Consider the following 19,391-nt stretch of genomic DNA (forward strand, 5'->3'; position numbering starts at 1 on the left):
GCTTGTAGAACAGCCCTAGTGCTGGTTGTAGTACTGGCCGGCCTGCGAACCGAGCGGCCCGAACTCGTGCGGGGCGCGCTGCGCGTGGTACGGGTTCGGCGGCAGATTCTGCTGGCCCTGCTCGTAATCCTCGGTCGGCCAGCCGCCGTGCTGGGGATCCTGCCGATGCGGCTGCTGCCGGGGGTGACCGCCGGGCAGCACCTGCGTGGTGTCCGCCGGGTCGGCCTGGCTGACGACCTCGCGCGGGATGCGCACGGTGCTCGCGGCATCCATCGGCGAGGTGGCATTGTCGGGGGTGACGACGAACGCGCCGCGTGCCCGCGCGCGAGCAAGTGCTTCGTCGGCTCGGAGGCGCGGGTCCATGGGGATGCCCTCTCAGTCGTTCGCAGTCGGTGGTCCGCGTTGGCGGACGTCGGACTGGGCGCGGCCGCTGCGGGCGAGCCCAGTGCTCATTATGCCGTTGCCCCTGCCAGAGTATTCCCCCCAATGGGTTTTCGTCACTGAAGTGCATCAGGTAGAGGAGGATCAACGCCGATGTCCGCGGATGTGCAGGACCCGGCCGCGTCGCCGACGGCGGAAGCGGTCGTGCTGGTAGGTGGTCGGGGCGTGCGGCTGCGGCCGTTGACCTTGTCGGCACCCAAGCCGATGCTGCCGACCGCCGGGGTCCCGTTCCTGAGCCACCTGCTGTCCCGGATCCGGGCTGCCGGCATCGAGCACGTGGTGCTCGGCACGTCCTACAAGGCGGAGGTGTTCGCCGAGCACTTCGGCGACGGATCCGAACTCGGCCTGCGGCTGGAGTACGTCGTCGAGCCGGAGCCGCTGGACACCGCGGGCGCGATCCGCAACGTCGCGGACCGGCTCAGCGCCGACGACGTGCTGGTGTTCAACGGCGACATCCTCTCCGGCGTGGACCTCACGGATCTGCTGGCAACGCACCGCAGCGCCGCGGCGGATGTGACATTGCACCTGGTGAAGGTCGCGGATCCGCGCCGTTTCGGCTGCGTGCCCACCGACGGGGACGGGCGGGTCACGGCGTTCCTGGAGAAGACGGAGAATCCTCCGGTCGACCAGATCAACGCGGGTTGCTACGTGTTCCGCCGTGAGGTGATCGACACGATCCCGGCGGGTCGGCCGGTGTCGGTGGAGCGCGAGACGTTCCCGGAACTGCTCGCCGCCGGCGCGCGCGTGCAGGGACACGTCGACACCTCGTACTGGCTGGACATGGGAACCCCGGCGGCGTTCGTCCGGGCTTCCGCGGACCTGGTCCTCGGCGTGGCGCCGTCGAACGCGCTGCCCGGCGAGCGCGGCGAAGCGCTGGTGCTGGACGGCGCGGAGGTCGCCGCCGGCGCGGAAGTCTGCGGGGGCAGCGCGATCGGCGCGGGCAGCACGGTGGAATCCGGTGCGCGCGTTGCGGAATCGGTGCTCTTCGAAGGCGTGCGCATCGAGCGGAACGCGGTGGTCGAGCGGTGCGTGATCGGCAACGACGCGACGATCGGCGCGGGTGCCGTGCTGCGCGACGCGATCATCGGTGACGGCGCGCGGATCGGCGCCGACTGCGAGCTGCTGGGCGGGGCGCGGGTCTGGCCCGGCGTCGAGTTGCCGGCCGGCGGCGTCCGCTTCTCCGCGGACTGAGCCGGCGTACCGTCGGGGGAACATGAGCGATGCCCTGACCCGGACCTGGCGCCCGCCGCATCCGCTGGACCTGCCGCGGGTGCTGGCTCCGCTGCGCCGGGGGAGCGGCGATCCGGCCACGCGCGTGGACGCGTCGGGCGAGGTGTGGTGGGCCACCACGACCCCGGTCGGCCCGACGACGCTGCGGTTGCAGAAGGACCACGCCGGAACCGTGACCGCGACGGCGTGGGGGCAGGGCGGGAGCTTCGTGCTGGACAACGTGCCGGACCTGCTCGGCGCTTCCGACGACGACAGCGGTTTCGTCGCGGTGCACGACGTCGTGGAGCGCGGGCGGCGCGCATCGCGCGGCGTGCGGTTGTGCGCATCGGGCCGGGTCTGGGACGTCCTGGTCGCCGCGGTGCTGGAGCAGAAGGTCACCAACCGGGAGGCGTGGCGGTCCTGGCGGGAGCTCTGCCGGCGCTTCGGCAGCCGCGCCCCGGGGCCGGTCGACGGGCTCTGGGCGGCACCGGATCCGTTGCAGTTGCGCCAGATCCGGGACTGGGAGTGGCATCGGGCGGGCATCGACGGAGCCCGTCGCCGCACGCTGCTCGCCGCCGCATCGGTGGCCGGAAGGCTGGAACGGGCGGTCGAGCTGCGCGGCGTCGCGGGACGGGAACTGCTGCAGAAGGTGCCCGGCATCGGCCCGTGGACGGCGGCCGAGGTCGCGCAGCGCGCCTGGGGCGACCCGGACGCGGTCAGCGTCGGCGACTTCCACCTGCCGACGATCGTCGGCACGGCGCTCGTCGGCCGGCCCCTGGACGACGAGGGAATGCTCGAAGCCCTGGCCCCGTACGAGGGCCACCGCCACCGAGCGGTCCGCTACCTGGGCGCGGCGGGCGTCCAACGTCCCCGCTACGCCCCGAGAATGCCGGTCCGCAACTACCGCACCATGTGACGCGCTGGCCGTGACTGCAAAACGCAGCTATTATGCATGCATGACTGTTCTGACGATTCGCAATGTGCCCGAAGATGTCCGAGACCTGCTTGCTCGTGCCGCTAAACGGAGTGGTCAGTCCTTACAGGGTTTCTTGCTGTCGGTGCTGGAAAGAGAGGCGCGATTCTCGCGCAACGCGGAGCTGGCTGAGATGGAGCCAGTGGGCGGCGGCCTGCTCAGCATGGATGAGATCGTGACGGCCGTCAGTGCTGCGCGTGGCGAGGCGCCTGGCTCAGGCGATCAGGCGGGTGTTGCATGATCGTTGTCGACACCTCGACACTCGTCTCCTTCTTCCTGGGGGCCGATCACAGCGGCCCTCAGGTCAGGAAGCTGCTCGGGGTGCACACAAGCTGGGCGGCGCCGCCGCATCAGCCAGCTGAAATGCTCAATGTTCTCAGAGGTTTGGTCGTCGGCGGCAAGATTGATCAGACTCATGCCGCCGATGTCCTTGAGCGCTGGAACGTCGCATACGTGCAGGAGCTGAAGTTCACTGCTGCGGTGCGGAACCGGATCTGGGAACTGCGGCACAACCTGTCGGCCTACGATGCCGCATATGTCGCGGTCGCTGAGCTGCATGAACTTCCGCTGGTCACTGGTGACAAGCGTTTGGCCAGGGCTCCTGGGATTCGCTGTGAAATCAGGCTCGTTCAGTGATCACCGGAAGTGAGCTCGCGGGCGCGGGCGGCGGCCATCAGTGGGCCGATGTCGGAGCCTTCGGGGAGGGCGTTCAGCGGCCACCAGCGCAGGTCCAGGGACTCGTCGCTGCGGGCCGGCTCGGCCCCTTCCGGGGCTCGCACGATGAAGCGCACGTCGAAGTGGCGGGTCGGCTTGCCCAGCGAGCAGGTGATCGGGTGCACGTCCAGGTGCACCGGCTCCGGCTCCACGACCAGACCGTCCACACCGGACTCCTCGGTCGCCTCGCGCAGCGCGGCCCCCGCCAGCGACGTGTCCGCCGGCTCGCAGTGGCCGCCGAGCTGCAACCACATCCCCACCCGGGGGTGCAGCGTGAGCAGCACGTTCTCGCCCGCAGCGTCGAGTAGCACGGCCGACGCGGTCACGTGGCCCGGCTCGCACGCCCGCAGACAGGCGTCCGCGCGGGCGTCCAGCAAGGTCAGGAAGGCGTGGCGCAATGCGTCCTGCTGCGGATCGGCCGGTCGCCAATCGCCGAGGACGCGCAGCGCGTCCGCGTGCGGCCCGCTCACAGCTCCACCAATCCGCCGTCGAGCTCCCGCGGCTCCCGCGGCCCGCCGACCGCTTCCGCGGGATGGCCGACCGCCACCGCGCCCAGCGGCTCCCACGAGTCGGGCAGGTCCAGCGCCGCCCGGACGACCTCCGGGCAGAACATCGTCGAGGACACCCAGCACGAGCCGAGCTCCTCGGCCGCCAACGCCACCAGCAGGCCCTGCACCGCAGCGCCGCCCGCGACGGTGAACATCTGCCGCTCCGCGTCGGCGCGCAGCTCGTCGGGATAGTCGTGCGCGCCCTCGCGGACCAGGAACGGCAGCACCAGTTCCGGCGCGGCGTAGAGCAGGTCGCCGCGGCCGACCCGGCGCTGCGCGGCCTCCTCGGAGAGCCCGTCGGCGCGCAGGTCGGTCAGCCAGGCGGAGCGCATCGCGTCCAGCAGCTTCGTCCGAAGTGGACGATCGCGCAGCCAGACGAACCGGACCGGCCGGGTGTGGTGCGGCGCGGGAGCGGTCAGCGCGGCGCCGACCGCGCGGCGCACCGCGTCGGCGTCGACCGGGCCGTCCGCGAACGCCCGCACCGAGCGGCGCATCAGCACCGCCTCGCGGCGGCCCTGCGCCAGCGCCTCGGCGGTGCCCATCCGGAACAGGTCTTCCTCGACGGGCCGCGTCAGGTCGCGCGCGGTCGACCCGTCGTCGGTGGTCGCCAGCCCGCGCACCACGGCGACCGGAACCGAGCCCAGCTTGCCCTTGACCAGGTCGGCCGCCCCGGCGATCTCGTCGGCCACCGCGACCTCGGTCACCGCCAGCTCGTTGCCCTGCGAATCGGTGGTGCCCGCGTAGCGGTGCAGCACCCGCAGGCCGGCAGAGCCGATCGCCACGTCGGTCTGGCCGACCCGCCAGGCGCGGCCCATCGTGTCGGTCACCACCACGGCGACCTGCACACCGAGCCGCTCGGCGAGCCCGGCCCGCAGCTTGCGCGCGGAAGCGTCCGGGTCGTCCGGCAGCAGCGCGATCTGGTCCAGCGCCACGTTCGAGGCGTCGACGCCCGAGGCCGCCTGCACGATGCCCAGCTTGTTCTGGGTGATCATGAACCGCTCGCGGCGCGCCAGCACGTGGGTGGCCTCGGCCAGCACCAGCTCGCGGCGCAGCTTCTCGCGCAGCTCCGGGTCGCGCGGCGTGGTCACCATGCGGCCCTCGACCTTCGACACCACCTTGCTGGTGACGACCACGACGTCGCCGTCGCTGAGCCAGGGCGCGGCCGCCGCGATCGACGCGGCCAGGTCGTCGCCCGGGCCGAACTCGGGCAGCCCGCCCACCGCGAACAGCTGCAACCCGCCCGCGGCCGCGTGATCCTTCATCGCCCCTCCCGGGCCAGGTCGAAGGCCGCCTGCGCCATCGCGGCGGTGGCGTCCACATCGGACATCAGCAGCGGCACGGCGCGAACCCGCACCCCGGGCACGTCGGCGCTGTCGCCGGTGTGCACCAACCAGCCGTCCAGGATGCCCTCGGCGTCCTGCCGCGAGCCGTAGTGCCGGCCGACCGCCTCGGCGGTGCTGTCCACCCCGATCGCGGTCAGGCAGGCGTCCGCCATGCCGCGCAGCGGCCGGCCGCCGACGATCGGCGACAGCCCCACCACGGGCGCGGACGTCTTCCGCAGCGCGGCGCGGAAGCCCGGCACCGCGAGCAGCGTCCCGATGCTGACCACCGGGTTCGACGGCGCCAGCAGCACCACGTCGGCCTGCTCGATCGCGTCCAGCACGGCCGGCGTCGGCTTCGCCTCGTCCGCGCCCACCGGCACGATCGCGTGCGCCTTCGGCTCCGCGCGGTACCGCACCCACCACTCCTGGAAGTGCACCGCCCGCTGGTCGCCGTGCTCCGGATCGTCGATCGCGACGTGCGTCTCGACCCGTTCGTCGGTGACCGGCAGCAGCCGCACGCCCGGGCGCCACCGATCGCACAGCGCCTCGGTCACCGCCGACAGCGAGTAGCCCGCGCGCAGCATCCGGGACCGAACCAGGTGGGTGGCGATGTCGCGGTCGCCGAGCCCGAACCAGGTCGGTTCGGCGCCGTAGGCCGCCAGCTCCGCCTTGACCGACCAGGTCTCGTCGACCCGGCCCCACCCCTTCTCGGTGTCGATGCCGTCGCCGAGGGTGTACATGCAGGTGTCGAGGTCGGGGCAGACCCGCAACCCGTGCATCCACAAGTCGTCACCCACGTTGACCACCGCGGTGATCTCGTGCTCGGACTGCTGCTGCGGTTCGCCGATCGCGGGCAGTCCCAACGCCGCTTTGACCCCGAGCAGGAAACGCGCGCCGCCGACTCCGCCGACCAGAACTACGACCTTCACGGCCCCGATCCTCGCACGCCCGCCCGCGCACCCGGGCGTGAACCTGATGACGGTCCAGCAGGCGGACGCATCACAGGAAACCGAAGATGCTGCGGAACATGCTCTGCCCCAGGTAGGTGTGCAGCGTGTCGCCGCCGACGAGGTCGAAGACGAAGTAGGCGAGCCCGAAGAACGCCTGGCCGACGAACGGCACCCCGATCAGCAGCAGGAACAGCACCAGCGGCGCCCACGGCCGCGCCTTCTCGCCGAACCGCCGCGCCGGGGCGGACAGCCACGGCTCGATCGCGCCGTACCCGTCCAGACCGGGGATCGGGAGGATGTTCAGCACGAACGCGATCACCTGCAGGAAGGCCAGGTAGGACAGCCCGGCCGCCAGCCCGGTCGGCATCGGCACGATCGCGACGGCGGCGCTGATCAGCAGGCCCAGCACCAGGTTCATCAGCGGCCCGGCCAGCGACACCATCGACTCGGTGCGCCGGGACCGCAACGCGTGGTGGTTGATCCACACCGCGCCGCCCGGCAGCGGGATGCCACCGAGCGCCACGAAGATCAGCGGCAGCACGATGCTCAGGACGGGGTCGGTGTAGTGCCGGGGATCCAGCGTCAGGTAGCCCTTGGCGCGCACCGACCTGTCGCCGCCGCGGAACGCGGTGATCGCGTGCCCGAACTCGTGCAGGCACAACGAAGTGGCCCAGCCGCCGAGCACGATCAGCACCACGCCGCCGACCCGGGCGGCGTTGTTCTCGAGCGTGGCGAGCACGCCGCCCAGCACGGTCAGCCCGACCAGGCCGAGGAACAGGGGACTCACTCGAACCGCGGAGTTGCTCACGCCTCCAGTGTCCATGAACGATTCCCGGGCCGTCCCCGGCATGGGCGGCCGCTCGGTGGTATCCATGATCATGGGGCCTGCCGATGCTGCACGCGGAGTACCGGCGATGCGCCGAACGCGCCCATCGGGCGGCCTGCGGGGGTTGTCCCCCTACGGAAGGTCTCCGCTTGACCGCAAGGAGCTACACGGGTGTAATCACAGCAGTGTCATTCGTCGCTGAAATGATCGTTCCCCGGGTGGAAACCGGTTGGATGGTCGCAGGCGGCGGCCGATCGGGTACGGGAGACCCGGTCGGGCACGGGTCGATCGAAGTGCCGCCGGCGGTGAGAGGCGGGCGGTGCGGTCGATCGGCGACGGCGCCGCCGCCGTCGAAGCGCGGGCTCCCGGCCGACGGGGGCCGGGCGACCTGCGATCAGGAGTGCGTCCTGTTCCGGCCCTGGGGAGGGCCGGCGGGAACGGGAGAAATCGGGGGAAATCAAACGATGTGGGAATCAGGAGATAGCCGCCTCGCGGAGCGTGGGGACGCCACCGCGGCGGAACTCGACGTCCTGGCCGAGCTGTTCGAGATGGGCGACGACGAACAGGAATGGCAGGAGCGCGCGCTGTGCGCCCAGACCGATCCGGAGGCGTTCTTCCCGGAGAAGGGCGGCTCGACGCGGGAGGCGAAGCGCATCTGCGCGGGCTGCGAGGTGCGCTCCGAATGCCTGGAGTACGCGTTGCAGCACGACGAGCGCTTCGGCATCTGGGGCGGTCTGTCCGAACGGGAGCGCCGCAAGCTCAAGCGCCGCGCGGTCTGATCGGCCGCAGTTCGTTTCGAGGGGGTTTTCTTCCGCTCCTGGTGCATTACCGTTCAGCGGTAGTGGATCAGGTTAGCGGGAGGGCATTTTGGTCGCGCCGGTGCTGGCGGTGTTGGTCTGTCACGACGGCGATTCGTGGCTGCCGGAGGTTCTCGCAGCGCTGGGCGACCTGACGGAGAAGCCGCGGCACGTGGTGGCCGTCGACACCGGTTCGACCGACCGCACCGCGGAACTCCTGGCGCGGGCGCGAGCGGACCGAGTCGTCGACGACGTGCTCACGATGCCGCGCGACACCCTGTTCGGCGCCGCCGTCGCGGAAGCCCTGGCGCACGCGACCAAGCAGTGGGCCGATCCGGGGCGCTGGTTGTGGCTGCTGCACGACGATTCCACACCCGAGCCGGAATGCCTGGAGCGCTTGCTGCGCGCCGCCGAGGAAGATTCGGCCGCGGCGCTGCTCGGCCCGCTCGGGTTGGACTGGGCGGATCCCCGGCTGGTGGTGGACGCGGGACTGAGCACCGATGCCGCCGGGCACCGGCGGACCGGCATCGGACCGTCCGAACTGGACCCAGAACTCGTCGGCGAAACGCCCCCGCCGTCCGGCGTGCTGGCGGTGACCGCGGCAGGTGCCTTGGTGCGGCGTGATGTCTTCGAGCAGCTCGGCGGTTTCGACGTGGATCTCGGCGGCAGCGCGGACGTCGACCTGGGCTGGCGGATCAACCTGGACGGGCACGGCGTCCGGTGGGTTCCCGGGGCGCGGATGCGGCATGCGGCCGCGAAGCGCGGCCCCCAGACGGGGGAGCGAGCCGATCAGGTTCGCACGTTCTTGGTGAACGCGCCGGTGTGGGCGTTCCTGCTGGGCCTGCCGCGGCTGTTCTGCCTGGCATTGCTGCGGATGTGCGGCTTTGCTGCGCTGCGGCGGTGGAGCGAGGCGGGCGCCGAGTTCGCGGTGCTGCGCGGTTTGCTCGGCGGGCGGTTGAAACTGCTGGCCGGCCGGGCTTCGCGCGCCGCGACGATCCCGGTCCGGCACGGCGTCCGAGGGCTGTTCACGAGCCGGCCGGCGCGGTTGCGGGACTGGGCGCGCACCTCGTTCGACGGCCTGGTCCGGGAGCGGGTGCGGCGCGATCTTGCCTTGGGGCGGGAGCCGGCGGGCTGGCTCGTCAAGGCCGATCCCGAAGCGCCGCGGCCCGAGAAGCCGGGCCGGTCGGGGCTGGTCGTGGTGCCGGTGCCGGACATCGGGGCGCCGAAGCCGTCGCCGTTGAAGCGGGACGCGATCCGGCGGGACCTGCTGCTCGTGCCGGTCGACCGCTGGCGGGTGCTGCGCGAACTGGTGCTGACGCCGCCCGTGGTGCTGACGGCGTTGCTGGTGCTGTTCGCCCTCGTCACCAATGGACTGATCGCCGACCGCTTCGGGGCCGGTCTGCAAGGCGGCCGGATGCTGCCGCTGGCCGATCTGGCGACGACGTGGCGCGACTACCTGGCGGCCTGGCACCCGGTCAACGGCGGCACCGGCGCGCCGGCATCCCCGTCGCTGCTGGTGCTGGCGCTGCTCGGAACCGTCCTAGGTGGACCGTCGGCGGTGGCGTCGGTGCTGCTGCTGTTCAGCGCTCCGCTGGCGGGTCTCAGCGGTTACCTCGCGACGCGCGCGCTCCCGGTGTCGCGTCCGCGGCGAGCCGTCGCGGCCGGTGCTTACGCCTTGCTACCGGCGGCTTCGCTTTCCGCCGGGCAGGGCCGGTTGGACGTCGTGGTCGCGCACATCCTGGTTCCGCTGCTGCTGGCCGGGATCGTCTCGGTGCTCGGGCGGTCCGGCGGGAAGTGGTTGGGAACGGCGTGCCTGACCGCGCTGGGCCTCGCGGTGCTGGGCGCCTTCGCGCCGCTGCTGCACATCGCGTTCATCGTGCTGACCCTGATCGCCTTCGTCGTGCTGCCGAGCGCGGGTTCGCGCGATCGGCGCCGGGTGGCCGGGCTGGTCGCGGTGGCGCTGCTGTCCGTCGCGTGCCTGCTGCCGTGGCCCGCGGTGCTCCTGCACCACCCGCAGATGTTGTTGCACGGGCTTGGTGCGCGGATCACCGAGACCCCGGCGGGTGCCTGGCTGCTGGCGCTGAGCCCTGATGGGTCGCCGGCGAGCCTGGTCGGCGCGCTGTTCGCGTTCGCTGCGGTCGCCGCGCTGGTCACCGCTTGGTCTCCGCGGATGTTGCCGGGCGCGGCCGTCGCGGTCTTCGGCTGGGCGCTGGCGGCGATGGTGGACAACCTCGCCGTCGAGCCGATCACCGGCGGCCCGAGCACGACCGGCTGGACCGGCGGGCCGCTGGTGATCGCCGCGGCCGGGTGCGGGTGGATCGTGCTGGTGGCGCGGAAACCGCGCGTGCCAGGCAAGATCCTGCTGCCAGTGCTGGTGGTCGGCCTGCTGGGGCTGACGACCGGTGCCGCGTTCGCCACGGTCGGCGGGCCGCTGCGAGCCCAGCCGACCATCGCGGCCGATCTGCCCGGTTCGCTGCTGGTCCTCGACCCCGGGCCGCAACCCGCGCGGCTCGTGGACGGCACCGCGCCCCGCTTCGGCGACGACGACCTCGCGCCGGTCGGCACGGCCGTCGACTGGCTCCGCCGGGTCGACGACGACCTGCAGTCCGGCGATCCCGCGCGGACGCGCGCCGCGCTCGCGGCGTCGGCGGCACGCGGCGTCGGTTTCATCGCGGTACCGGACGATTCCCGGCTGCCGGCAGTCGCTGCGGGGCTGGTCGCCGAGCACGAGCGGCTGCCCGACGGGCATCGCGCCCTGCGGCTGCTGCTGCCGAACAGCCCGGTGGAGCTGCTCGGGCCGGACCTCGCGCGGCAGGCGCGCACCGAGCCCGCGCCGACACCGGAGGCGAGGCCGTTGCAGGTGGCCGCCGGGCTGCCCCGGTTCACGGTCCGGATGTCCGAGGGCGGTGCCGGCCGGGCGCTGGTCCTCGGCGCGGAGAACGAGCCCGGCTGGTACGCCCGGATCGACGGCCGGACGTTCCCGCTGGCCACGGCCTGGGGCCATCAGGTGGCGATCCCGCTGCCGGAGAACGCCGCCGAGGTCCAGGTCGGCTACACGGAGGTGCCACGCACCGCGTTCCTCGGCCTGCAGCTGGCGTTCGTCCTGTTCGCCCTCGTCGCGGCCTTCCCCGAACGCCGCCGTGCGAAGCCCAGGAGCACCTGAGCCGCAGTGCCGCCAGGTGGGGTTTCCCAATTTTGCCTAAAACTGGGGAAAATCCGGTCCGGATCGTCAGGCGGCGGTGCGCTCGTCGGTGCCTGGGACCTTCGCCGTGCTGAGCGCGATGCGGTTCCAGGTGTTGATGGTGAAGATCAGCGCGAGCAGCCGGGCCAGCTCCGGCTCCGCGAAGTGCTCCGCGGCGCGGGTGTAGACGTCGGCCGGCACGCCGCCATGGGACACCAGCGTGACGGCCTCGGTCAGCTCCAGCGCGGCCAGCTCCGCCTCGGTGAAGAAGCCGCGCGCCTCCCGCCACACCTGCACCATGTGCAGCCGCTCTTCGCTCTCCCCGGCCTTGCGGGCGTCCGTGGTGTGCATGTGCAGGCAGTACGCGCAGCCGTTGAGCTGGGAGGCGCGGATCTGGACGAGCTCGATCAGCACGGGGTCGAGGCCCTCCCGCGCCGCGGTGTCGAACCCGATCAGGGCCTTGAACGCCTTCGGTGCGGACTTCGCGAAGTCGAGCCGCTTCGTTTCGTTGTTCGTCATGTGTTCCACGCTATGGCGCGAATCGACCGGCCGTAGAGTGCATTCACGTGTCAGATTCTTGGGTCAATTCGGCCGAGCGGACGGGCAGCGACCTGCACCTCGACCTGTCGGGTCCGGGCAGTCGCCGGTCGGTGCTCATGGGTGCCTTGCGGGACGCGATCCGATCCGGGCGGCTGGCGCCGGGCACCCGGCTGCCGCCGTACCGCTCGCTGGCCGCGGACCTGGGCCTCGCCCGCAACACCGTCGCCGCCGCCTACGCCGAGCTCATCGCGGAGGGCTGGCTGACCGCCCGCCAGGGCTCCGGCACCCGCGTCGCGCAGCGCGCCGAGCCGCGCAAACCAACCCGTGCGCCGAAAGAGGCGCGAAGCGTCACAGCGCCGGTCCACAACCTGCGGCAGGGCCAGCCGGACGCCGCATCGTTCCCGCGCACCGCCTGGCTTGCTTCGGCCCGGCGAGCGATCAACGCCGCGCCGAACGAGGCCTTCGGCCCCGGCGACCCGCAAGGCCGGCTCGAGCTGCGGCGAGCGCTCGCCGACTACCTCTCGCGGGTTCGCGGCGTGCGGGCCCGACCGGACCAGATCGTGATCTGTTCCGGCTTCGCGCACGCGCTGCGCCTGCTGTTCCCCGGCGTCCTTCGCGGACCGCTCGCCGTGGAGTCCTACGGCCTCGCCTTCCACCGCGAACTGCTGCACCAGGCGTCGATCAAGACCATGCCGCTCGAACTCGACGAGCACGGGCCCCGTGTCGGCGAACTGCCGTCCCGCAAGGGAGTGCGCGCGGTGCTGCTGACGCCCGCGCACCAGTTCCCGACCGGCGGCCCGCTGCATCCGGCCAGACGCGCCGCCGTCGTCGACTGGGCCAGGGCCCGTGACGGGCTGGTCCTGGAGGACGACTACGACGGCGAGTTCCGCTACGACCGCGAACCGGTGGGCGCGGTGCAAGGCCTGGACCCGGACCGCGTGCTGTACATCGGCTCGGTCAGCAAGAGCCTGTCGCCGGCGGTTCGGCTCGGCTGGATGGTGCTGCCCGAGCACCTGGTCGACGACGTGCTGGCGGTCAAGGGCGATCGGGAGGCCTGGGCCAGCGTCCTCGACCAGCTCACCCTCGCCGACTTCGTCGACTCCGGGCACTACGACCGCCACGTCCGCCGCATGCGCCAGCGCTACCGCCGCCGCCGCGACCAGCTCGTCGCGAGGCTCCTCGAACGTGCTCCGCACGTCACCGCGACCGGCGTCGCCGCAGGCTTGCACGCCGTGCTCCGCCTGCCCCCGGGCTCCGAGCGCTCCGCTGTCGCGGCCGCGGCCCGGCGGGGCCTCGCCCTGGACGGGCTCGCCGGCTTCCGCCACCCGGATGCCACGATGCCCGCGATGGACGGGCTGGTCGTCGGCTACGCCACGCCGCCCGAACACGCGTACGCATCGGCGCTGGACGCGCTGGTGGATGCGTTGAGCGCGGCGGAGGTCACTGGCCTTCGATGACGTCGGGGTCCAGCCCGAGGTACGTCGCGACCTGCTCGACGAGCACGTCGTGCAGCAGGTCCGCCATGTCCGTGCCGTCGCGGGCCCGCGCTTCCAGCGGCCGCCGGTACAGCACGATGCGGGCCCGGGTCGGCAGGCCGCGCCGGTCCACGCCCGCCGGGACGAGCCGGGCCAGCGGCACGTTGGCGTCCACCACCACGTCGTCGTCCCAGACCTGCTTCTCCGGGGTGGTGCTGGTGATCTCGGGCACCTCGTCGACGGCCACGTCGAGCTGGGTCAGCTCGGCGTGCCAGCGCTGTTCGATCGGTTCGAGCGCCTCCAGCACCAGCGCGTCGAACCGCTGCGAACGGCTGCGCGATACCGGAACCGAGGACGGGTACAGCGGTCCGCGCAGGCCACGGCCCCGCCGGTCCCGGCGGAAGCGGCTTCGACGCCGAGATCCACGTGCGGTCACCACGGGCCGAGGGTACGCCTTCGGCGGTCAAGGTCGGGACAAGCGTCGGGAGGATTCGCGTTCCGCCACCCGCCAGGCCCCGGACCGCGCACGACGTCGACCGTCGCCGGGCTTCGAAGACGGGACAACCCACGCAAATCGACCGCCGTGCCACTGGCTGTTCGCGCAGAGCTGACTGCTGGAAACCCGTGCTCGCGCGGGCTGTCGCGAGCGGTTTCCGCGTGCCTGCGCCGCGCGCCGGAGCGAGGGCGCTATCGTGCGTGTCGTGCGGAGCGTGAGGCGTTGCTCGCGGACCGGGTGTACCAACCCGGCCGTCGCCACGCTCACTTATGCCTACGCGGACTCCACCGCGGTCGTCGGCCCGCTCGCCACCTACGCCGAACCGCACAGCTACGACCTGTGCGAAGCGCACGCGCTGCGGCTCACCGTGCCGAAGGGCTGGGAGGTCGTGCGGCACGAAGGCGAATTCGCGCCACCGGAACCTTCCGACGATGACCTGACCGCGTTAGCGGAGGCCGTGCGGGAAGCAGGTCGGCCGGACCGCCCGGTCGAGGCCCAGGGCTTCACCCCGGGCGGCAGCCGGCGCGGACACCTGCGCGCCCTGCCCGATCCGATCGACGAGTGAATAGATCGTGACGAACAGCTCGCGTGTGTCGAGCTGGCGCCACCGCGTCCTCGATCGCCGGTAGGCTTCGAGCCACGTCGTCGGACGCGAAACGGGGAGGGTGCAGCGTGCGGGACCTGTCGGGGATCGTCAAGGCCTACGACATCCGCGGGGTGGTCGGTGACGGCTTGGACGCCGACGTGGTGCGGGAGATCGGCGCCGCCTTCACCCGGCTCGTGGGTGGCCCGGCGGTGGTCATCGGACACGACATGCGGGAATCCTCGCCGGGACTGGCCGCGGCGTTCGCCGAAGGCGTCACCGGCCAGGGTGTCGATGTGATCAACATCGGGCTGGCCAGCACCGACATGCTGTACTTCGCCTCGGGGCGGCTCGACCTGCCCGGCGCGATGTTCACCGCCAGCCACAACCCGGCCCGCTACAACGGCATCAAGCTGTGCCGCGCCGGGGCCGCCCCGGTCGGCCAGGACAGCGGCCTGTCCGAGATCCAGGAGCTGGTCGCGCACGGCGTGCCGGAGTTCCTGGGCGCCAAGGGCGTCACCACCCAGCGCGACCTCGTCGACGACTACGCCGCCTTCCTGCGCGAACTGGTCGACATCAGCGGCATCCGCCCGCTGAAGATCGTGGTCGACGCCGGCAACGGGATGGGCGGGCACACGGTGCCGACCGTCTTCGACGGCCTGCCGATCGAACTGGTGCCGATGTACTTCGAGCTGGACGGCACCTTCCCCAACCACGAGGCCAACCCGCTCGACCCGGCGAACCTGGTCGACCTGCAGGCCAAGGTCCGCGAGGTCGGCGCGGACGCCGGGCTGGCCTTCGACGGCGACGCCGACCGCTGCTTCGTGGTCGACGAGCGCGCCGAACCGGTCTCGCCGAGCGCGATCACCGCGCTGGTCGCGGTGCGCGAGCTGGCCAAGGAGCCCGGCGGGACGATCATCCACAACCTGATCACCTCCAAGGCCGTGCCCGAGATCGTCGCCGGGCACGGCGGCAAGCCGGTGCGCACCCGCGTCGGGCATTCGTTCATCAAGCAGACGATGGCCGAGACCGGGGCGATCTTCGGCGGCGAGCACTCCGCGCACTACTACTTCCGCGACTTCTGGCGCGCCGACTCCGGCATGCTCGCCGCGCTGCACGTCCTCGCCGCGCTCGGCGGCCAGGACCAGCCGCTGTCGGAGCTGATGGCCGACTACTCGCGGTACGCCGCCTCCGGCGAGATCAACTCCACGGTCGACGACCAGCAGGCCCGGATGCGCGCCGTGGCCGAGGCCTTCGGTGACCGCAATGGCGCTCGTGTGGACGAGCTCGACGGGCTTACCGTGGAGCTGGCGGACGGCTCCTGGTTCAACCTTCGCCCGTCCAACACCGAACCGCTGCTCCGGCTCAACGTGGAGGCAAGGGACACTGACGCGATGGCCGCGCTGCGCGATGAGGTGCTGGCAGTCGTCCGAGGATGACGACCCGGCGTCGCCGCGATGGCAGGAGTGCGTGCCCGCGAGGTCGGCGCGGGTGAGTTTGGGAGGAAAAGTGGCCGTTGACCTGCAACCACAGCTGTTGGAAATCCTGGCATGCCCGTGCCCGGAGCACGCGCCGTTGCGGCCGGGGCTCGGCGATGACGCGCAGGCCGACTACCTGACCTGCACCTCCTGCGGCCGTGGTTTCCCGGTCCGGGACGGAATTCCGGTGCTCCTGCTGGACGAGGCGGTCGGAGGGCCGGCCCCCGGCGCGGCCGGGGAGGGGTGACGTTCGTGCTGGACGACAGTCTCTTCGACGACCCGGCCAGGCTGGCCGATGTGGATTCCAGCGGCCTGCTGCGGCTCGCCGCGCTCTCCGGGGCGCAGGTCCGGGCCGCGGTGGAGAGCGCGGGCGAAGCGGACCTGGCCGAACTCGCCGACGGGCGCCCGCGCGCCGTGGTGCTGCTGGCGCGCCCCGGCGTCGGCCCGGGTGTCTGCAGCCTGCTGGCGGCCCTGGCCGGGCCGCGGTGCCCGGTCCCGCTGGTGATCGCCGAATCGGTCCCGGCGTGGGTCGGCGCGCTGGACGTCGTCTTCGCGCACACCGACGACGTCGGCGACGCGGTGCTGGCCGAGTCGGTCTCGGTGGCCTGCCGTCGCGGTGCGTCGGTCGTGCTCGCCGCCCCGGCCGACGGCCCGGTCGCGGCCGCCGGTGCGGGCCGCGCCAAGCTGCTCCCGCCGCGCATCCCGGTGCCACCGGCGCTGTCGTTCGCGCACGTCTTCGCGGCCGGGCTCAGCATGCTCGGCACTCTCGGCCTGCTCCACTTCGACGCCGAGAGCCTGGCCGGCGTGCTCGACCGGGAAGCCGAACGCGCGCACCCGAGCCACGAATCCCTGGTCAACCCCGCGAAGTCGCTGGCCCTGCGGCTGGCCGACCGCGCCCCGCTGCTCTGGGGCCTCGACCCGGTGTCGACGGCAGTGGCGGCGCACGGCGCGTTCGCGCTCGGCTGCCACGCGGGCGTGGCCTGCGGCGTCGCCGACTACCCGCAGGCGGCCACTGAGCGGGCGCTGCACCGCGCCGCCGCCACGGTCGGCTCCGAGGCGGACCTGTTCGCCGACCCCGAGGACAACCCGGGCGCGCTGCTGCGCGTGTTCCTGGTCAGCGCGCGGTACGACGCGCGGGGGGAGGCGTTCGAACGAGCCGCGACGCGGGATCTGCCCAGCGCGGACCTGGTCACGCCCGGCGAGTCGGTGGGCGACGACGCCGTGCTGCGGTCCGCGGCGCTGGCCGCCCGGTTCGACCTGGCCGCCGTGTACCTGGGGCTGGCCGCCGGAACCTTGAACGGGCCCGGCTGGCCGGCGATGGCGGTTCACTGAGGGAAAGTTCAGGGGATGCCCCGATGTCACCCGCCGGTCCGGCGCGGTGTGCTGTGCTGGGCGTCGGGCACGAGCAGGCGCTAGGACGAGGAAGCGAGAATCGACTGTGGAGCTACTGCGGAACGCGGTGCGCCCCTATGCGTGGGGCTCGCGTACCGCTATTGCTGATCTGCTCGGTCGGCCCGTCCCCACGCCGCACCCCGAAGCCGAGCTGTGGATGGGCGCCCACCCGGGTGACCCGTCGCGGGTGGTCCGGTCCAGCGGGGAAGAGGTGTCGCTGCTGTCCCTGCTGGACAGCGATCCGGCGCACCACCTCGGCCCGGCGTGCGTGGACCGCTGGGGCGGCCGGTTGCCGTTCCTGCTCAAGGTGCTCGCGGCCGACGAGCCGCTGAGCCTGCAGGCGCATCCGTCCGCGGCGCAGGCGGCCGAGGGCTTCCTGCAGGAGGAGCGAGCGGGCATCGCCCGCAACGCCCCCAACCGCAACTATCCGGACCCCACCGCGAAACCCGAGCTGATCTGCGCGCTGACCGAGTTCCACGCGCTGGCCGGGTTCCGCGATGCGCAGCGGACCGTGCGCCTGCTCGACGAGCTCGCCGTTCCCAGCCTGCGCGCCCACCGCGAACTGCTGGCCGCGCAACCCGATGCCGACGGCCTGCGCGCTCTGTTCACCACCTGGATCACCCTCCCCGAGCACTACCTGCGCGAGGTGCTGCCGGACCTGCTGGAAGCCTGCGTGGCCCACGTGCGGGAGCACGGCGAGTTCGGGCTGGAGTGCCGGACGGTGCTCGAACTCGGCGAGGCGTACCCGAACGACGCCGGAGTGCTGGCCAGTCTGCTGCTGAACCGGATCGTGCTCCAGCCCGGCGAAGCGATCTTCCTGCCCGCCGGGAACCTGCACGCCTACCTGCACGGCACCGGCATCGAGATCCTGGCCAACTCCGACAACATCCTGCGCTGCGGCCTGACGCCCAAGCACGTCGACGTGCCCGAGCTGCTGCGGGTCCTCGACTTCGCCTGCGGCGACATGCGGGTGCTCAAGGGCGAGTCGCTGGACGCCAACCTGACCGCCTACCGGACGCCGGCCGACGAGTTCGAGCTGTCCAGACTGGACTGGACGCCGGCCGAGGGCGGCGCGGTCCGGCTGGACTCGCCCGGGCCGCAGATACTCCTGTGCACCAGGGGGCGTGTCCGGCTGACCAGTGGAAACGGGTCGCTGCCGCGCGAGCTGGTGCTGGACCGCGGCCACTCGGTGTGGCTGGCGGCATCCGACCCGGCGGTGGAGGTGCACCCGGTCGAGCTCGACGCCGACGGCGGTGCGCAGGTCTTCCGCGCCGCCGCGGGCACGTTCTGAGGTCGCCGGTTCTGCGGACCTGATCCCCCGGCGCGGGGCCAGCGGGTAGATTTCTCCCGTCATCGGGCCGGGCACCGGCCTCCCCGCACACCGAATCGGGAGATACATCGTGTCAGCAGGAGGCGGAACCAAGGCCATCCTGGCCGCGCTGGCCGCGAACGCGGGCATCGCCGTGGCCAAGTTCGGCGGGTTCCTGTTCACCGGTTCCTCGTCGATGCTGGCGGAAGCGGTGCACTCGGTAGCCGACACCTCGAACCAGGGCCTGCTGCTGCTCGGGCAGAAGACCTCGCAGCGCAAGCCCACCCCGGAACATCCCTTCGGGTACGGCCGGGACCGCTACTTCTACTCGTTCGTCGTCGCGCTGCTGCTGTTCAGCCTGGGCTCGGTGTTCGCGCTCTACGAGGGCATCCACAAGATCCAGCACCCCGAGCCGCTGCACTCGGCGTGGGTGGCGGTGGTCATCCTGCTGATCGCGATCGGCCTGGAGACCTTCAGCTTCATCACCGCGATCCGGGAATCGAAGGCGATCAAGGGCGAGCTGACCTGGTGGCAGTTCATCCGGCAGGCCAAGACCCCGGAGTTGCCGGTGGTGCTGCTGGAGGACCTCGGCGCGCTGATCGGCCTGGTGCTCGCGCTCGGCGGCGTCGGCCTCACCGCGCTGACCGGCGACCCGGTCTGGGACGGCATCGGCACCGCGTGCATCGGCGTGCTGCTGGGGGCGATCGCGATCGTGCTGATCGTCGAGACCAAGAGCCTGCTCATCGGCGAGGGCGCGACCCGCGACGTGCTCGACGAGATCGTGGGCCAGCTGGAGTCCGAGCGGGTGGAGAAGGTGATCCACATCCGGACCCAGTACCTCGGCCCGGACGAGCTGCTGATCGCCGCCAAGATCGGTCTCGCCCCGTCGCTGTCGGTGGCCGAGGTGGCGGCCGAGATCGACGGCGCCGAGGCGCGGGTCCGGGCGAAGGTGCCCGCGGCCCGGCTGATCTACCTCGAACCGGACCTGGAGCGGGGCCGCGCCGCGACCCCGTGACCGCTCCGCCCCGGAGTCCCAGGCGCTGCCCCGGGCCGAGATCCTCGACATCATGTGCCTGGACGGCGTCGGAGGATGCCCAAACGGTCACCGTACGTAGGTGAAAGAAGGCAGATGTCCTGCTTCTGGTGGTAAGACCTGT

At 72.2% G+C, this 19,391-nt stretch carries 20 protein-coding genes; 13 read left to right on the forward strand and 7 right to left on the reverse strand.

The window, feature by feature from the left end; genetic code table 11:
* Nucleotides 1–15: 15 nt before the first annotated feature.
* Nucleotides 16–363: a hypothetical protein gene (locus AC07EQ_RS11880; protein ID WP_478387985.1), complete on the reverse strand. Its 348-nt coding sequence runs from the start codon at nucleotides 361–363 to the stop codon at nucleotides 16–18.
* Between the two features lie 171 nt (nucleotides 364–534).
* Here AC07EQ_RS11880 and manB point away from each other — a divergent pair, with 171 nt between their 5' ends.
* Genes manB through AC07EQ_RS11900 form a run of 4 tightly spaced genes read left to right on the forward strand, consistent with a single transcriptional unit; the run spans nucleotide 535 to nucleotide 3,259 of the window.
* Nucleotides 535–1,632, forward strand: a complete 1,098-nt coding sequence (gene manB / locus AC07EQ_RS11885; protein WP_478387986.1) for a mannose-1-phosphate guanylyltransferase — start codon at nucleotides 535–537, stop codon at nucleotides 1,630–1,632.
* A 22-nt stretch (nucleotides 1,633–1,654) separates the two neighbouring features.
* On the forward strand, nucleotides 1,655–2,566 hold the full coding sequence (locus tag AC07EQ_RS11890; protein WP_478387987.1) for a DNA-3-methyladenine glycosylase family protein: 912 nt from the start codon (nucleotides 1,655–1,657) through the stop codon (nucleotides 2,564–2,566).
* Between the two features lie 40 nt (nucleotides 2,567–2,606).
* The gene (locus tag AC07EQ_RS11895) at nucleotides 2,607–2,864 is read left to right on the forward strand and encodes a FitA-like ribbon-helix-helix domain-containing protein (protein WP_452617884.1); all 258 of its coding nucleotides are present in this window, start codon (nucleotides 2,607–2,609) and stop codon (nucleotides 2,862–2,864) included.
* Complete coding sequence (locus tag AC07EQ_RS11900; RefSeq protein WP_478387988.1) at nucleotides 2,861–3,259, forward strand: type II toxin-antitoxin system VapC family toxin; 399 nt, start codon at nucleotides 2,861–2,863, stop codon at nucleotides 3,257–3,259. The genes AC07EQ_RS11895 and AC07EQ_RS11900 overlap by 4 nt, the downstream gene beginning before the upstream one ends.
* Here AC07EQ_RS11900 and AC07EQ_RS11905 read toward each other — a convergent pair.
* The 4 genes from AC07EQ_RS11905 to AC07EQ_RS11920 all read right to left on the reverse strand — a co-directional run bounded on the left by AC07EQ_RS11905 (nucleotide 3,253) and on the right by AC07EQ_RS11920 (nucleotide 6,965).
* On the reverse strand, nucleotides 3,253–3,807 hold the full coding sequence (locus AC07EQ_RS11905) for an NUDIX hydrolase (protein ID WP_478387989.1): 555 nt from the start codon (nucleotides 3,805–3,807) through the stop codon (nucleotides 3,253–3,255). The genes AC07EQ_RS11900 and AC07EQ_RS11905 overlap by 7 nt on opposite strands.
* A complete protein-coding gene (locus AC07EQ_RS11910; protein ID WP_478387990.1) occupies nucleotides 3,804–5,147 on the reverse strand; it encodes a coenzyme F420-0:L-glutamate ligase in 1,344 nt (447 codons plus the stop codon). The genes AC07EQ_RS11905 and AC07EQ_RS11910 overlap by 4 nt, the downstream gene beginning before the upstream one ends.
* Nucleotides 5,144–6,136: a 2-phospho-L-lactate transferase gene (gene cofD, locus AC07EQ_RS11915; protein ID WP_478387991.1), complete on the reverse strand. Its 993-nt coding sequence runs from the start codon at nucleotides 6,134–6,136 to the stop codon at nucleotides 5,144–5,146. Before cofD ends, AC07EQ_RS11910 begins: the two co-directional genes overlap by 4 nt.
* Before the next feature lie 70 nt (nucleotides 6,137–6,206).
* Entirely contained in the window at nucleotides 6,207–6,965 is a 759-nt protein-coding gene (locus tag AC07EQ_RS11920) for a site-2 protease family protein (RefSeq protein WP_478387992.1), read from the reverse strand.
* A gap of 566 nt (nucleotides 6,966–7,531) precedes the next feature.
* On the opposite strand from AC07EQ_RS11920, the gene AC07EQ_RS11925 reads away from it, so the two are divergent.
* Both AC07EQ_RS11925 and AC07EQ_RS11930 read left to right on the forward strand, forming a co-directional pair.
* Nucleotides 7,532–7,762 carry a WhiB family transcriptional regulator gene (locus AC07EQ_RS11925; RefSeq protein ID WP_165968123.1) on the forward strand — a complete coding sequence of 77 codons (231 nt, stop codon included), beginning with the start codon at nucleotides 7,532–7,534 and terminating at the stop codon, nucleotides 7,760–7,762.
* Between the two features lie 100 nt (nucleotides 7,763–7,862).
* Nucleotides 7,863–10,943 carry a glycosyltransferase gene (locus AC07EQ_RS11930; RefSeq protein WP_478387993.1) on the forward strand — a complete coding sequence of 1,027 codons (3,081 nt, stop codon included), beginning with the start codon at nucleotides 7,863–7,865 and terminating at the stop codon, nucleotides 10,941–10,943.
* A 66-nt stretch (nucleotides 10,944–11,009) separates the two neighbouring features.
* Here the strand turns inward: AC07EQ_RS11930 and AC07EQ_RS11935 are convergent, their stop codons facing one another.
* On the reverse strand, nucleotides 11,010–11,480 hold the full coding sequence (locus tag AC07EQ_RS11935; protein WP_478387994.1) for a carboxymuconolactone decarboxylase family protein: 471 nt from the start codon (nucleotides 11,478–11,480) through the stop codon (nucleotides 11,010–11,012).
* Between the two features lie 47 nt (nucleotides 11,481–11,527).
* Between AC07EQ_RS11935 and pdxR the strand changes: the two genes are divergently transcribed.
* Nucleotides 11,528–12,958, forward strand: a complete 1,431-nt coding sequence (gene pdxR, locus AC07EQ_RS11940; RefSeq protein WP_478387995.1) for a MocR-like pyridoxine biosynthesis transcription factor PdxR — start codon at nucleotides 11,528–11,530, stop codon at nucleotides 12,956–12,958.
* On the opposite strand, the gene AC07EQ_RS11945 is transcribed toward pdxR, so the two are convergent.
* On the reverse strand, nucleotides 12,942–13,415 hold the full coding sequence (locus AC07EQ_RS11945) for a metallopeptidase family protein (protein WP_478387996.1): 474 nt from the start codon (nucleotides 13,413–13,415) through the stop codon (nucleotides 12,942–12,944). The two genes, pdxR and AC07EQ_RS11945, sit on opposite strands and share 17 nt — an antisense overlap.
* A 262-nt stretch (nucleotides 13,416–13,677) precedes the next feature.
* Here AC07EQ_RS11945 and AC07EQ_RS11950 point away from each other — a divergent pair, with 262 nt between their 5' ends.
* From AC07EQ_RS11950 to AC07EQ_RS11975, 6 genes are all read left to right on the forward strand, one after another.
* The gene (locus tag AC07EQ_RS11950; protein WP_478387997.1) at nucleotides 13,678–14,037 is read left to right on the forward strand and encodes a DUF3499 domain-containing protein; all 360 of its coding nucleotides are present in this window, start codon (nucleotides 13,678–13,680) and stop codon (nucleotides 14,035–14,037) included.
* Between the two features lie 107 nt (nucleotides 14,038–14,144).
* Nucleotides 14,145–15,494 carry a phosphomannomutase/phosphoglucomutase gene (locus AC07EQ_RS11955; RefSeq protein WP_478387998.1) on the forward strand — a complete coding sequence of 450 codons (1,350 nt, stop codon included), beginning with the start codon at nucleotides 14,145–14,147 and terminating at the stop codon, nucleotides 15,492–15,494.
* A gap of 70 nt (nucleotides 15,495–15,564) precedes the next feature.
* Nucleotides 15,565–15,780, forward strand: coding sequence for a Trm112 family protein (locus tag AC07EQ_RS11960; RefSeq protein ID WP_093267122.1), 216 nt, complete (start codon nucleotides 15,565–15,567; stop codon nucleotides 15,778–15,780).
* Between the two features lie 5 nt (nucleotides 15,781–15,785).
* Nucleotides 15,786–16,865 carry an SIS domain-containing protein gene (locus tag AC07EQ_RS11965; RefSeq protein ID WP_478387999.1) on the forward strand — a complete coding sequence of 360 codons (1,080 nt, stop codon included), beginning with the start codon at nucleotides 15,786–15,788 and terminating at the stop codon, nucleotides 16,863–16,865.
* Nucleotides 16,866–16,971: 106 nt separating this feature from the next.
* A complete protein-coding gene (gene manA, locus AC07EQ_RS11970) occupies nucleotides 16,972–18,216 on the forward strand; it encodes a mannose-6-phosphate isomerase, class I (protein ID WP_478388000.1) in 1,245 nt (414 codons plus the stop codon).
* A 109-nt stretch (nucleotides 18,217–18,325) separates the two neighbouring features.
* Nucleotides 18,326–19,249 (forward strand): cation diffusion facilitator family transporter, encoded by a 924-nt coding sequence (locus AC07EQ_RS11975; protein ID WP_478388001.1) that lies wholly within the window; start codon nucleotides 18,326–18,328, stop codon nucleotides 19,247–19,249.
* Nucleotides 19,250–19,391 lie beyond the last annotated feature (142 nt).

This window comes from Saccharopolyspora sp. NPDC045839, from assembly GCF_056431645.1.